The organism is Pseudomonas sp. S9 (genome assembly GCF_000222125.1).
GTDB classification, from domain to species: domain Bacteria; phylum Pseudomonadota; class Gammaproteobacteria; order Pseudomonadales; family Pseudomonadaceae; genus Aquipseudomonas; species Aquipseudomonas segetis.
The window spans coordinates 225,437-237,912 of sequence record NZ_AFFX01000001.1 but is presented as its reverse complement, the minus strand read 5'-3'; the positions used below and the strand labels follow the sequence as shown (position 1 = coordinate 237,912).

10 protein-coding genes and 1 pseudogene are annotated in these 12,476 nt (G+C 56.5%); 6 read left to right on the top strand and 5 right to left on the bottom strand.

From position 1 onward, the window contains the following. Positions 1-99 precede the first annotated feature (99 nt). Positions 100-1,494: a sodium:solute symporter gene (locus tag PSES9_RS0101175; RefSeq protein ID WP_010483196.1), complete on the top strand. Its 1,395-nt coding sequence runs from the start codon at positions 100-102 to the stop codon at positions 1,492-1,494. Positions 1,495-1,732: 238 nt separating this feature from the next. Here PSES9_RS0101175 and PSES9_RS25470 read toward each other — a convergent pair whose 3' ends face one another. The 4 genes from PSES9_RS25470 to PSES9_RS0101150 all read right to left on the bottom strand — a co-directional run bounded on the left by PSES9_RS25470 (position 1,733) and on the right by PSES9_RS0101150 (position 6,790). Further along, complete coding sequence (locus tag PSES9_RS25470; protein WP_010483193.1) at positions 1,733-1,867, bottom strand: PA1414 family protein; 135 nt, start codon at positions 1,865-1,867, stop codon at positions 1,733-1,735. Between the two features lie 119 nt (positions 1,868-1,986). Beyond that, positions 1,987-4,023, bottom strand: coding sequence for a TonB-dependent receptor family protein (locus tag PSES9_RS0101160; RefSeq protein WP_138942982.1), 2,037 nt, complete (start codon positions 4,021-4,023; stop codon positions 1,987-1,989). A gap of 49 nt (positions 4,024-4,072) precedes the next feature. Beyond that, on the bottom strand, positions 4,073-5,803 hold the full coding sequence (gene aceK, locus PSES9_RS0101155) for a bifunctional isocitrate dehydrogenase kinase/phosphatase (protein ID WP_010483191.1): 1,731 nt from the start codon (positions 5,801-5,803) through the stop codon (positions 4,073-4,075). A gap of 108 nt (positions 5,804-5,911) precedes the next feature. Then, complete coding sequence (locus PSES9_RS0101150; protein ID WP_010483190.1) at positions 5,912-6,790, bottom strand: LysR family transcriptional regulator; 879 nt, start codon at positions 6,788-6,790, stop codon at positions 5,912-5,914. 105 nt (positions 6,791-6,895) lie between these two features. Here PSES9_RS0101150 and PSES9_RS0101145 point away from each other — a divergent pair, with 105 nt between their 5' ends. The 5 genes and pseudogenes from PSES9_RS0101145 to PSES9_RS22870 all read left to right on the top strand — a co-directional run bounded on the left by PSES9_RS0101145 (position 6,896) and on the right by PSES9_RS22870 (position 12,093). Continuing rightward, on the top strand, positions 6,896-8,248 hold the full coding sequence (locus tag PSES9_RS0101145; RefSeq protein WP_029529310.1) for an acyclic terpene utilization AtuA family protein: 1,353 nt from the start codon (positions 6,896-6,898) through the stop codon (positions 8,246-8,248). Further along, a complete protein-coding gene (locus PSES9_RS0101140; RefSeq protein ID WP_010483186.1) occupies positions 8,248-8,571 on the top strand; it encodes an AtuA-related protein in 324 nt (107 codons plus the stop codon). The genes PSES9_RS0101145 and PSES9_RS0101140 overlap by 1 nt, the downstream gene beginning before the upstream one ends. An 86-nt stretch (positions 8,572-8,657) precedes the next feature. Beyond that, positions 8,658-9,971, top strand: a complete 1,314-nt coding sequence (locus PSES9_RS0101135) for a CitMHS family transporter (protein WP_010483184.1) — start codon at positions 8,658-8,660, stop codon at positions 9,969-9,971. A 167-nt stretch (positions 9,972-10,138) separates the two neighbouring features. Further along, positions 10,139-10,462 (top strand): annotated as a pseudogene (locus PSES9_RS22875) (EamA family transporter); the annotation flags it as partial. A gap of 38 nt (positions 10,463-10,500) precedes the next feature. Continuing rightward, on the top strand, positions 10,501-12,093 hold the full coding sequence (locus PSES9_RS22870) for a recombinase family protein (RefSeq protein ID WP_085987568.1): 1,593 nt from the start codon (positions 10,501-10,503) through the stop codon (positions 12,091-12,093). On the opposite strand, the gene PSES9_RS25610 is transcribed toward PSES9_RS22870, so the two are convergent. Beyond that, positions 12,011-12,403 (bottom strand): KilA-N domain-containing protein, encoded by a 393-nt coding sequence (locus tag PSES9_RS25610; RefSeq protein ID WP_083840230.1) that lies wholly within the window; start codon positions 12,401-12,403, stop codon positions 12,011-12,013. The genes PSES9_RS22870 and PSES9_RS25610 overlap by 83 nt on opposite strands. Positions 12,404-12,476: the final 73 nt, after the last annotated feature.

The window sequence follows — 12,476 nt, the reverse complement described above, 5'->3', positions numbered from 1 at the left end:
CATGCACCAAGACCGCTTCGACCAAGACGCCAACACCTGAATTAAAGATTTGCACTCAGACAAGTGCGAACATAAAAACAATTAAAAGAGACACTGCAAATGACTCTGGATCTTCTAGTAATTCTTATCTACGTAGCTGCGATGCTTGGCCTGGGTTTCTATGGCATGCGCCGCAGTAAAAACCGTGAAGACTATCTGGTTGCCGGGCGCAACCTTGGCCCCATGTTCTACCTCGGGACGATGGCGGCAACCGTACTCGGCGGTGCTTCAACCATTGGTACCGTGCGCCTTGGCTATGTCTACGGTATCTCCGGCTTCTGGCTCTGTGCATCACTGGGCCTGGGCATCATCGGCATCAGCCTGCTGCTGGCCAAGCCGCTGCTGAAACTCAAGATCTACACCGTCACCCAGGTCCTGGAGCGCCGCTATAGTCCGACGGCGCGGCATGCAAGCGCAGCCATCATGCTGATCTATGCACTGATGATCGGCGCCATTTCAACCATTGCCATCGGCACTGTCATGGAAGTGCTGTTTGGCCTGCCGTTCTGGGTGAGCATCCTGATTGGTGGCGGTATTGTCGTCGCCTACTCGACCATTGGCGGCATGTGGTCACTGAGCCTGACCGACATAGTGCAATTCCTGATCATGACCATTGGCCTGGTGTTTATCCTGATGCCGATGTCGATCAGCGATGCGGGCGGTTGGAATGCCCTGGTTGCAAAACTGCCTGCCAGCTACTTTTCGTTCACCGCGATTGGCTGGGACACCATCATCACCTACTTCCTGATCTACTTCTTCGGCATCTTTATCGGCCAAGACATCTGGCAGCGGGTGTTCACTGCGCGCAGTGAGAAGATTGCAAGGTTCTCCGGTACAGCCGCTGGCGTCTACTGCATTCTCTACGGCTTGGCGGCCGCACTTATCGGCATGGCGGCCAAAGTGGTATTGCCCGACCTGGATAACGTCAACAATGCCTTCGCCAGCATCGTCCAAACCAGCCTGCCAGATGGTATTCGCGGCTTGGTGATCGCTGCTGCACTGGCTGCATTGATGTCAACCGCCAGCGCCGGGCTGTTGGCTGCCTCGACCACTGCCGCGCAAGACCTTTGGCCAATGTTCAGCAAGCGCAAGAACACAAGCGAAAGCGCAATGACCAACCGGATCTTCACTTTATTGCTAGGTTGCCTGGTACTTGCGATTGCCTTGGTTGTCAGCGACGTTATCAGCGCCCTGACCCTGGCCTATAACCTGTTGGTTGGCGGCATGTTGATTCCACTGCTGGGTGCAATCTACTGGAAGCGTGCGACCACCGCAGGCGCCATTGCCAGCATGGTGCTGGGTAGCCTGACGGCGGCATTCTTCATGTTCAGCGATGGCCTGGAAGCCAATACGCCGATTTATTACAGCCTGGCAGTTGGCGCAATCAGCTTTATTGCGGTCAGCCTGTTTACTCCCCAACTGGCCAAACAGCAAGGCTTGGCCACCAACGATTAATCGACAAAAATTAATGCCTCGACTGACAATAATCGCCGCACTCATGCGGCGATTATTGTTTCTGCGGCGCGAAAACCATTGCGCGCCGCAGGTTCGTTAGAGATAAGAAATGCTGCAAGTGAAGGCTGCCAGCGCAATCAACAACGGCTGGCGAGAAGAATATTCAGTTGCCCGAGCGATTGAACAGCGACACTAAAGCCACTGTTCAACACGGGCGACGTGAACGACTGAGCAATACTCAGCGCTGGCGGCGCGGCTCTCGTGGCCGACGAGGGTCGTCATTGCGCACGGGAATGGGTTGCAGCTTGGGCCGGTCAAGCAGCCCCAGCGCGACCAGAAGATCGTGAAAAGCATTCTGCATCTTGGCGATCATTTAACGTCCTCCTGCCAAGGCTTACGGATAAGACGCATAGCACGTCTTGCATAAGCATAGATTACCTCGAATCACTCTGCCTCGATTGATACTCGTCAGTTATCCGTCAGCAACTTTGCTCAAAATGTTACACGCAGCCCTGTATAGACCGTACGCCCGGGCCCCGGTTCATAATAACGACTGTTGGCATCGTTGATTCGCACGTTGTCGTAATACTCACGGTCAAACAGGTTGTCGACGCCCAGGTACGGCTCCCAGGTCTGCCCGCCCGCCTTTATCAGCTTGCCGATGCGCAAGTTGGTCAGTGCATAGCCGCTGACTTCCACATTATTGGCATCGTTGGCATACATGGCGTCATAGGCACTCATATTCAAGCGCGCATAGTTGCCCTCGTGCTCGTAGGCCACTTCGGTGAATAAGGTTTGCCGAGGAATACCGGCCAGTGAGTTGCCATGGTAATCATTGTCGTCAACCTGATAGTCATCGAACTTGAAGCGGCTGTAGGCATAGGCACCGGTCAGGCGCCAGGCATCCGCCATTTGCCAGCTGAGGCTCATCTCCAGTCCGTCGCGGCGCGACTTGCCAGCATTACGATAGTAATTGCGCCCCGATTCGCCCGGCAAACTGTAGCCAACCAGCTCGTCATCGAGCTTCATGCTAAACAGCGCCACGTCATAACGCAGCGTCGACCACTCACCTTTCAGGCCAATTTCGCGATTGAGCGTGTGGACGGGTTCAAGCGATGAGTTAAAGCCACCACCATTTGGATTGGCCAGCTCACTGATGGTCGGCGTCTCGAATGAAGTACCCACCTTGGCGTATAGCGACTGATGAGGATCAAGCCTGTAGCTCAGGCCCGCGCTGTAGTTCCAGTCTTCCAGGTTGCGTGAGCCGGAATTGTCGCCATCGCTGAGGAAACGGTCGTCAACCGACAGGCGTACCCGGTCGTAACGCACGCCCAGGGTCGCTTGCCAGGCATCTGTCAGGTCAATCTGGTCTTCGATAAAGACGCCGCTGCTGTCGGCATTTTCATCTTGCTTAAGGGTCTCGTCACCGCGCTCGCCGAGCAAATTGTCGTAGCGCCTGCGGTCATCACGCTGCACTTCAAGATCGAAACCGCCGGTGAATTTATGCGACATGCCCAACAGCTCTTCGCGGTGGCTGTATTGCCCACCCATACCGGCAAACAGGCGATCAAAGGTAGTTTGGCCGCCATTGGTGAACGACAAGCTGTTACCAAACTGGCGCTGGCCCACATAGCTGCGCAGCTGATATTCATCGTCACCGGCACCGTAGCCATCCCAGACAGCACTCAGACGTTGCTGGCGAATCCATTCATCGGCGTCGTAGCGCAGGTTATTCGGCGCGGCCTGTCCGCGATCATCAGCGACTTCACTGGCCCTGAGCCCGCCTGGATCTTCAGCGCGATTGTCGATGGCATTGAAGTTGATGCCCAGCCGACCGTAGTCGCTGTACCAGCTCAGCTTGCCGGTCAGGCTATTGGTTTCAGCTTTTGCATGGTCGCGATAGCCCTCTGACTGGGTGCTGTTGAATGCCAGCAAAGCACCGATATCCCCTGCAGTGCCGCCGGTTTCCACCCGTGCGCGCTGATAACCCAGTTCGCCGACGCTCAGGTCAAAAAAGCTGTAAGGCGTGGCAGGCGGCTGGCGCGTTTCAATATTGAGCACACCGCCCGCCGCGTTGCCGTAAAGCACCGAAGAAGGGCCGCGCAAGACTTCCATGCGTTCGACCAGGCCCAGATCCAGGCCATCCAGCTCGGTTTGACCGTCAGGCATGGTCAGCGGTACGCCATCGACCAACACGCGCACGCCACGGACGCCAAAGTTACCACGCGAGCCATAGCCCCGAATCGAGGGGCGCAAGCCTTGCGCAAGGTTATATTGGTTCTGGCTGAACACCCCGGGAACAGAGGCCAGCAGTCCCTGTAGAGCGAGGTTCTTCTCCGCGCCGGACTGATTGGCTTCAACCACGCTTACCGCCGCTGGCGTGCTCAGCCAACGCGTGCTTGTGCGGGGTGAAACAATCACCAGGGGTGCCATTTCAAGGGTCTCATCCGTGCGCGGCTGAGCCGCGTTCAGTACGCCTGCATTCGCGCCAAGCAGCACGCCAGCCGCCGTTACCATGGTTAATCTCAAAACAACCTCATGCCTACTTGAGAATCCCTAGCTGAACACATCAACCGGGCTATTCGGATTTGCGCCGATACGGAAACACATCGATGACCTTGCCTTCAACAATTGCCGCCTGCAGGCTCTTCCAGTAATCGGCATCGTAAAGCTCACCGTGCAGCTGGCTAAAGAGCCGCCGCTGTTTGATATCGGCAAATAGGAACGGAGGAAACTCCTCCGGAAACACGTCGTTGGGTGCAACTGAATACCAGGGCTCGGACGCCATTTCATCTTCTGGATAACGTGGCGGCGGAATGCGCCTGAAGTTGACCTCGGTCAGAAAACAGATTTCGTCGTAATCATAGAACACCACCCGGCCATGGCGAGTCACACCAAAATTTTTCAGCAACATGTCTCCGGGGAAAATATTCGCCGCTGCCAACTGTTTGATTGCCAGGCCATAGTCCTCCAGCGCTTCACGCACCTGTGCCTCGCTGGCACTTTCAACATAGAGGTTAAGCGGCGTCATGCGTCGTTCAGTCCAACAGTGGCGAACCAGCACTGTATCGCCTTCGATCTCGACGGTGGATGGCGCGACCTCAAGCAACTCAGCCAAACACTCGGGGCTGAACTTGGCCTTTGGGAAACGAAAATCCGCAAACTCCTGGGTATCGGCCATGCGCCCTACCCGGTCGACGCTTTTAACCAGGCGATACTTCTCGATGACAGTGTCACGCACCACCGTCTTGGTGTGCGAGAAGCGATCCTTGATGATCTTGAATACCGTATTGAAGCCCGGCAAGGTGAACACGCTCATCACCATGCCACGCACACCTGGCGCCATGATGAACTGGTCATCGGTCGTCGCCAGGTGGTTGATCAGCGCCCGGTAGAACTCGGACTTTCCATGCTTGTAAAAACCAATGGAACTGTAAAGCTCGGCAATATGCTTGCCCGGTAGAATGCGCTTGAGAAAGCCGACAAATTCAGCGGGAATCTCCACATCGACCATGAAGTACGAACGGGTGAAGGAGAAAATAATCGACACCTCCGCCTCGTCGGTAATCAGCGCATCAACCTGGATACCCAAGCCTTCGCGGTGCAACAGTGGGAACACCAGCGGCCATTGTTCGTCCCGGTTGAACACGCGCCCGACCAGATACGCCCCCTTGTTGCGATAGAGCACCGAATAGAACAGCTCGATGGTCAGCTCCGGGTCTTTGCACACCCAGTCCGGCAGGCTCTCGCGCATTTTCGCCTCTAGCCGGGCCAGGTCACGCGGCAAGTCTTCAAAGGGCGCGCTGAAACTGTAGTCATTGAAGATTGACTCAAGCATCCGGGCCAGCCCCCGGGCGTTCCCATGATCCGGGCCGAGGCTGTAGAGACGCGTCTGCGCTGCGCGCTGGCGGCTGTGTATGGATGGCCGCGTGGTATGAATGAACATGCAGTCATCGCTGATTTGATCATGACTGAACAAACTGCAAAAAATCGAGTTGAACCAGGTTTCGGAGAGTTCATCGTCGAAACGGCTGTCGATCAGCTGGATATAGTCCGACTTGACTTGCGACCAGTGGCTGATATCCAGCAACTCGACGCCAATCCCGTCGCGCAGGCGCAGGTTGAACTCCCTGACCTTCTCTTCGTAGAGGTTGATACGCGCCGCAGAAGCCTGTTGACCGGCCTGCCATTGCGCTTGCTCGAAGCGTGTTCGGGCACCGTCGGTGATGCGGCGAAAATGCTCGCGATAATCATCAAAGCCATCAAGAATCAGGCGAGCGATATCCGCCGTTAGCGCTTGCTGAGTCATGGGCAAACCTCTGCTGGACCTGTTGCGTTGCAACCGAGCTTAGCCAGATGCCAGCGCCAGCGAAAGCACAACCGAGCCGCCAAGTGAATCGAAGCGGCTCCGGCACGTCTAGGCAAATGCCTGGCTCAGGCGACTATCGAGGTACTGCATAAAGATTTGCAGCGCTGGGGTTTGCCTGACCGGTTTACGTTGCAGCAGCCCCAGGGAGCGCTGCACCGGTTGTGCCACGGGCAGCACCAGCAGGGCTTCGCCGAACTGCAAGAAGGATGAGCAGCTTGCCGGCAGTAGCGTAAAGCCCAGGCCCTCGCGAACCATGGCGGCTGCGGTGCTCATGTGTGCTACTTGCCAGGTCGGCTGGGCATTTACGCCCAAGCTGAGCAGTGTCATGTCCGCCAGCGGGCGAATACTGGTGTCTGCCGCCAGAGCGATATAGGGCTTGGTCTTCCAGCTTTCGAGATCGCCGCCTTCATCGCGCACCAGCAATACCAGGTTATCGTTGACCAAATGCTTGAACTCAAGCCCGAGCATGTCTTGCGGCAAGGAGGTAATACCCACATCGACCTCGCCCGCCAAGACCCAATCCCTGACCTCCCCGGCGCGGCCATCGAGCAAGGACACCTGAACCCCCGGATGTTCACGGCTATAGGCTGCAATCACCCGAGGCAGGAATGATGCAGCCGCAGTGGGCAAGGCCGCCAAGCGCAATGTGCCGCTGTCCAGGTTCAACAGTTCCTGCGCATCGCTGACCGCATCGCCCATCACCCGGAGCAATTGCTGGGCCTGCGGTAAAAAATGCTCACCGGCTGGAGTTAACTCAACACTACGTGTGTTGCGCGCGAGTAGCTTTAGCCCCAACGCCTCTTCCAGCCGGCGGATGCTGTAGCTCAGTGCCGGTGGCGACAAATGCAGGAGTTCCGATGTCCGGGTGAAACTCAGGGTTTGCGCGACCAGGGTAAATGCCCGCAACTGGCGAAAGCTGATATCCACGACGACTCTATTAAATTTTATGGAATAGTTATTCTTATAATTAAAATTCACAGAAATATCAATTGACGCCACTATGGCCGGGCCACAGATACCGAGCCTTGAGCCATGACAAATATAATCCACATCGGTTGCGGAGCCGGGTTTGCCAGTGATCGTCCAGACGCAACATTGCGCCTGGCCCGAAGCCTGGCGACGCGCTCCGGAAAACGCTATTTGATGCTCGAGCTGCTTGCCGAGCGAACCCTGGCTGAAGCACAACTGCGCAAACAGCTGGATCCCAGCAGCGGCTATGCCAGCCGCCTGTTCGATTTCCTCGACCCTATTCTCGATATCTGCCTCGAAGCCTCCATCCCGATCATTACCAATGGTGGCGCAGCCAATCCCCAGGCGGCGGCGCTGAGCCTGCGCAACAAGCTGGCCGGGCGCCATGCAGACCTGAAAATTGCCTGTGTGCTGGGTGACGACCTGCTTGCACTCGGTCAAGCGCATTTCCAGCAATGGCTTGCGACCTCTGACCTACCCGGCGAACTGGTGTCGGTTAACGTCTATACCGGCGCCGACGGCATTACCCAGGCGTTGGCGCAAGGTGCCAATATCGTCCTCTGCGGCAGAGTGTCCGACCCATCACTGGCGGTCGGTCCAATTCGCCATGGGCTGGGCTGGGCCTTTGATGACTGGCAAAAAATGGCGATCGCCACAACCGCTGGGCACCTGCTGGAATGCTGCACACAGGTGACCGGCGGCTACTTTGCTCACCCCGGAATCAAGGATGTGCCCAACCCGGCTAACCTGGACTGCCCGATCATAGAAGTCAGTGCCGATGGCGACCTGGTCGTGACCAAGGCCGAAGGCAGTGGTGGCTGCGTCAATGAGCGCACGGTCAAGGAACAATTGCTTTACGAGATCCATGATCCACGCCGCTACCTAACCCCCGACGTGGTACTCGACCTGGGCCAGGCGCAGGTCGAGCTTGTTGCTGAAGATCGCGTGCGGGTCAGCGGCATTCAAGGCCACCCGCGCCCGGAAAAACTCAAGGGACTGGCGGGCGTACGCGGACTCTGGTTTGGCGAAGCCTCCATCAGCTATGCCGGGCCTGGGGCTGTTGAGCGCGCCAGCCTGGCCCGCGAGATCCTGCAACAACGCTTCGCACAACTAGGCCCGTCGCTAACCCCCTGGATTGACCTTGTTGGCGTTGCCAGCTTGTTCAATGACCAGCACGGCGACTACCTGGACAAGCGCCTGGCCTGCCCCCCGGTGGTGGAAGATGTACAGGTCCGTGTCGGCATCGTTGATGAGAATCGCCAGCTGATAGAGCAACTCCAGGCCGAGGTGGAGTCGCTCTACACCAACGGCCCAGCTGGCGGCGGCGGTGTGCGTAGGCACCTCAGCGAATCCATTACCACTCGCGATTTCCTGATCCCGCGCAGCGCCGTTCAAACCCGACTGGAGTGGTACTGATGAATACGAGCATTACCCTGGCCGACTATGCCCATGCCCGTGCCGGCGACAAAGGCAACATTCTGTGCGTCGCCGTGTTCCCTCTGAACCCCGATCACTATCAGTGGCTCAAGCGCGAATTAACGCCAGAGCGAGTGGCCGCGCAATTTTCGGGGCGACGCCCGGCGTCCATCAAACGCTATGAAATCGATTCACTGCAGGCCTTGAACTTCGTCCTGGAGGGTGCACTGGAAGGCGGCGTGACCCGCAGTCCGGGGCTTGATCGCCACGGCAAAAGCTTGAGTTACCTGCTCCTGGCCATGCAATTGCCGCCGCCAGCTTGAGCGCGCCCGAACCAGACAGATAAAGGTCGCCGCACTGAACAACGCGGCATGTTGAACAATAAAAACAATGATTGAGGTTGAACACAATGATCACAACCCTGGGTTTTGTGATGATGCTTGGCATCATCTCGTTGATTCTGCTGCGCAAGATGAGTCCGGTAGTGGCTTTCACCACCATCCCTGTCGCGATCTGCCTGCTGGCCGGTTTTACGCCTGGCGAAACCGGCGGCTTTATCAAGAGCGGTCTGATAACAGTAGCTCCGACTGCCGCACTCTTTTTTTTCGCCATTTTGTATTTCGGCATCATGCGTGACCGGGGACTGTTCGATCCGCTGGTCAACTTCCTGATTCGGCGCACGGGCGGCAAGCCGTTGGCTGTGGCACTGGCCACGGTATTGATCACGGCATCGGTGCACCTCGATGGCGTTGGCGCCGCGACGTTCCTGCTGGTCATCCCAGCGTTGCTGCCCATCTACAAGCGCTTGAACATGAGCCCCAACCTGCTGTTGATGCTGGTGGGCACGACAGCCGGGGTCATCAACATGGTGCCCTGGGGTGGCACCACCGCCCGAGCAGCGGCCACCACCGGGCTGGACGCCACCGAACTGTGGCTCGGCCTGATCCCGGTGCAACTGCTTGGCCTGGGCATGATGCTACTGATTGCCGCCTGGCTCGGCCTGCGCGCCCAACGCAGGGTCCCCAAGTCCCTCGGTGCCGCGGCGACCTTCGACACCAGCCTGGGGCAGCCCGAGTCGCGGGAGTTCGGCTTGTCGCCGCGTTCGGTGCGCTACTGGTGCAACGTCGCGCTCACCGCTGCAATCCTGGCCTGTCTGTTTACCGGTACATTCCCACTCTATGCATGCTTCATGGTCGGGCTTGGCATAGCCTTGCCGCTGAATTTCCCGGATCTCAACCTGCAGACCGAGCGCATCAAGGCCCATGCCGCCGACGCCCTGCAAATGTCGCTGGTGATGATGGCAGCCGCGGTGCTACTGGGTGTGTTGTCCGGGGCCAAGATGTCTGATGCCATGGCCCTGTCGATCATCGACATCCTGCCCCATGGATCAGCTCAATACCTGCATGTGCTGGTTGGCTTCTTCGGTGTCCCGCTGGGCATGATCTTCTCGCCCGATGCCTATTACTTTGCCTTGCTGCCGGTTATTCGTGATGTCGCCGTAGCAGCTGGCGTGCCCTTGGAATCGGTCGCGCGGGCCATGCTGATTGGTGAAAACACCGGTTTTGCAATCAGCCCGGTTGTGCCGAGCGTCTATCTCGCCCTGGCACTGGCGGGCGTAGAGTTGCGCAAGCACATTACCTATACCTTCTTCTGGGCCTGGAGCGTAAGCCTGTTGATGCTGACTTTCGCCCTGCTGACTGGAGCGGTGCAATTGGGCTCCTGATCAGGCGAGCACGAGTGATAACCGCCGAGACGCCAATGGCGCTCGGCGGTTTTATGCCTTGATCGGGGCTACAGCAAGCAAATAAAAAGATTCAAGAGCAATTTTCGGATTGCTATCGCGCCTGTAGATGGAAACACTATGCGCCTTGCCTGCCCTGGAGTTTCACCGTGCGCCTGACTGATCTATGCCGACTGCTGTTGCTTGCCGCCATCTGGGGCGCCAGCTTCATGTTCATGCGTATCGTCGCGCCCGTGCTTGGCAGCATGCCGACCGCATTCTTTCGCGCCACGCTCGGCGCTCTGGGCTTGCTGGTTATTCTGCTGGTGATGCGGGTCGACTGGGATTTTCGCGGCAAACTCAAGCAGTGCCTGGCACTTGGCGTGATCAACGCGGGCCTGCCTTCGGCAATGTATTGTCTGGCCGCCCTAGTGCTGCCAGCGGGTTACTCATCGATCTTCAACGCGATGACCCCGAAGAAATCCGCAATGTTATGATTGGTGCTCGACACTCAACAGCGTGAGCGTTTCCAGTGCCTACAGCCTACTCCTACATCAGATTTTCCAGTGCACAACAGGCACATGGTGCCAGCCTTGCTCGACAAGAAAGCATGGTTGCAACTTGGCTACAGCATCACTCTGATTACCAGCTCAGCACCTCCAGCTTTGAAGACCTAGGCGTCTCTGGATTCTCTGGCAAGCATTTAGATAATGGCTTCGGAAAACTCCTAGCAGCTATCGAGAACGGAGCAATCAAATCAGGCGATTGCATCCTGATTGAAGCTATCGACCGTGCTGGGCGTCTGGAGCCATTAGAGATGCTCCCTCTGATTTCCCAGATCGTTAAAGCTGGCGTTGACATCGTCACTTTGGATGACGGCATTACATACACACGGGAGAGTGCCAACAGTAACCACCTGTTTATGTTGGTTGCCAAAATCCAACAGGCACACCAATACAGCGACACTCTCAGTCGTCGGGTAAAGGATGCTTACGCTCGCAAACGCACTAAGGCTAAAGCTGGTGAAGGTGTAACCCGTCGCACGCCAGCTTGGCTAGACAGGGATAACAATCTGATTCCTGAGCTTGTCCCGTTGGTTAGACAGGCATTTGAGGATTACGCCTCAGGCATTGGAGAGCGTCGTATTCTGAGCCGCCTACGTGGTAAGCACCCATTGCTAGACACGATCAACCCCAGCACGATCAAACGTTGGTTCAACAACAAGATTGCTATAGGGACATGGTCAAACAGCCACCTCAGAGACAAAAACGGCAAGCTTCCTCCTACGATCCCAGAGGCTGACGACATCCCGAACGTCTACCCTCCTGTGGTCAGTGAGGAGTTGTTCTATCGTGTGCAGGAACGTCTGAGACAGCGGTACAAGCCAAAGTCTGCATCATCCCTGTATCTCCTTTCGGGCCTAGTTGCCTGTGCTGTCTGTGGCTCCAAATTTTGTGTGCTCAAGTCTCCAGTGTCTCCCCTCGCAATGGTGTGTATGAATCGTCATCGCTTGGGTGTTGAGCACGGTTGCACTAACAGTAAATCCATTCCATACGCAGTGCTTGAATACATCCGGGTTACAACGTGCAACGACGCAGTACTGAAGGCCATGCAGAGCCAGCAACTCAGCACCAGCGGTAAGAGACTGATAGCTCTTGAGGCAGAGCTTATGGAGCAACACACAGCCTCAGAGAGGCTCACAGACTTAGTTGCTGAACTAGGCGCTGATATTCCAGCCTTGGGCGTAAAGTTACGTGAGGTGGCTACAAAGATACGAGAGCTTGAGCTTGAACGTACGCTGCTCGCATCGACAGAGACCGCAATCGATTACATAGACGCAGCAGACTTTGAGGACACTTTACGGATTGACGAGAATGACACTGTGAAGCTCAACGCCTTGCTCCAGAACGTCGGCTACGTCATCCAGTGCAATGGCTCCACGATTACAGTTGACCAGCCTTCAATCGATGACGGAGCTGCTCAACAGGTCTATGAGTATGTATTTGCCAGTCGCTCAAAGAATGCTTACATCCTGCGACACCTCAACACCCAGACAGAGCACCATCTGCCGATCCCAAACAGCCGTACGACTCAGGAGTACGCAGAAGCACTTTCACAGCTTTGAGGTGATATTCCGCAGGAGACACGACAGTGACGACCATCCACATTGCATATGCATACACGAGTTCTTTTACGGCGTAGGTGCCGCCATAGCGACCCTTCTTGGATGTCAGGGGTTCAAAGCACGGATATCCGTGCTTTAGTTCAGTAATAAGTTCTGCGGTTTCTCCTAGAGATTTCCAGCGCCAGACTTTCGTCTGCTCACTGCCACCAGCTGCTCTGTGCAAGTCGTTGAGGCAATACCGGCCCTCGGCATCCTGCTGCACAACCCAACCATCAATCACCACAACTTTATCGTCCTGTGGCTGCTTCATTTGCAAAATCTTACTCAGTGATGAGCACCGCCAAGCACGGTCTCAAACCCACTTATAACGCTGCAGCGATATT

Bases quoted from the DNA above. Each gene is read 5' to 3' on its own strand.
- aceK (WP_010483191.1), bottom strand. From the start codon at position 5,803: ATGACTCAGCAAGCGCTAACGGCGGATATCGCTCGCCTGATTCTTGAT.
- PSES9_RS0101175 (WP_010483196.1), top strand. From the start codon at position 100: ATGACTCTGGATCTTCTAGTAATTCTTATCTACGTAGCTGCGATGCTT.
- PSES9_RS0101145 (WP_029529310.1), top strand. From the start codon at position 6,896: ATGACAAATATAATCCACATCGGTTGCGGAGCCGGGTTTGCCAGTGAT.
- PSES9_RS0101140 (WP_010483186.1), top strand. From the start codon at position 8,248: ATGAATACGAGCATTACCCTGGCCGACTATGCCCATGCCCGTGCCGGC.
- PSES9_RS25470 (WP_010483193.1), bottom strand. From the start codon at position 1,867: ATGATCGCCAAGATGCAGAATGCTTTTCACGATCTTCTGGTCGCGCTG.
- PSES9_RS25610 (WP_083840230.1), bottom strand. From the start codon at position 12,403: ATGAAGCAGCCACAGGACGATAAAGTTGTGGTGATTGATGGTTGGGTT.
- PSES9_RS0101135 (WP_010483184.1), top strand. From the start codon at position 8,658: ATGATCACAACCCTGGGTTTTGTGATGATGCTTGGCATCATCTCGTTG.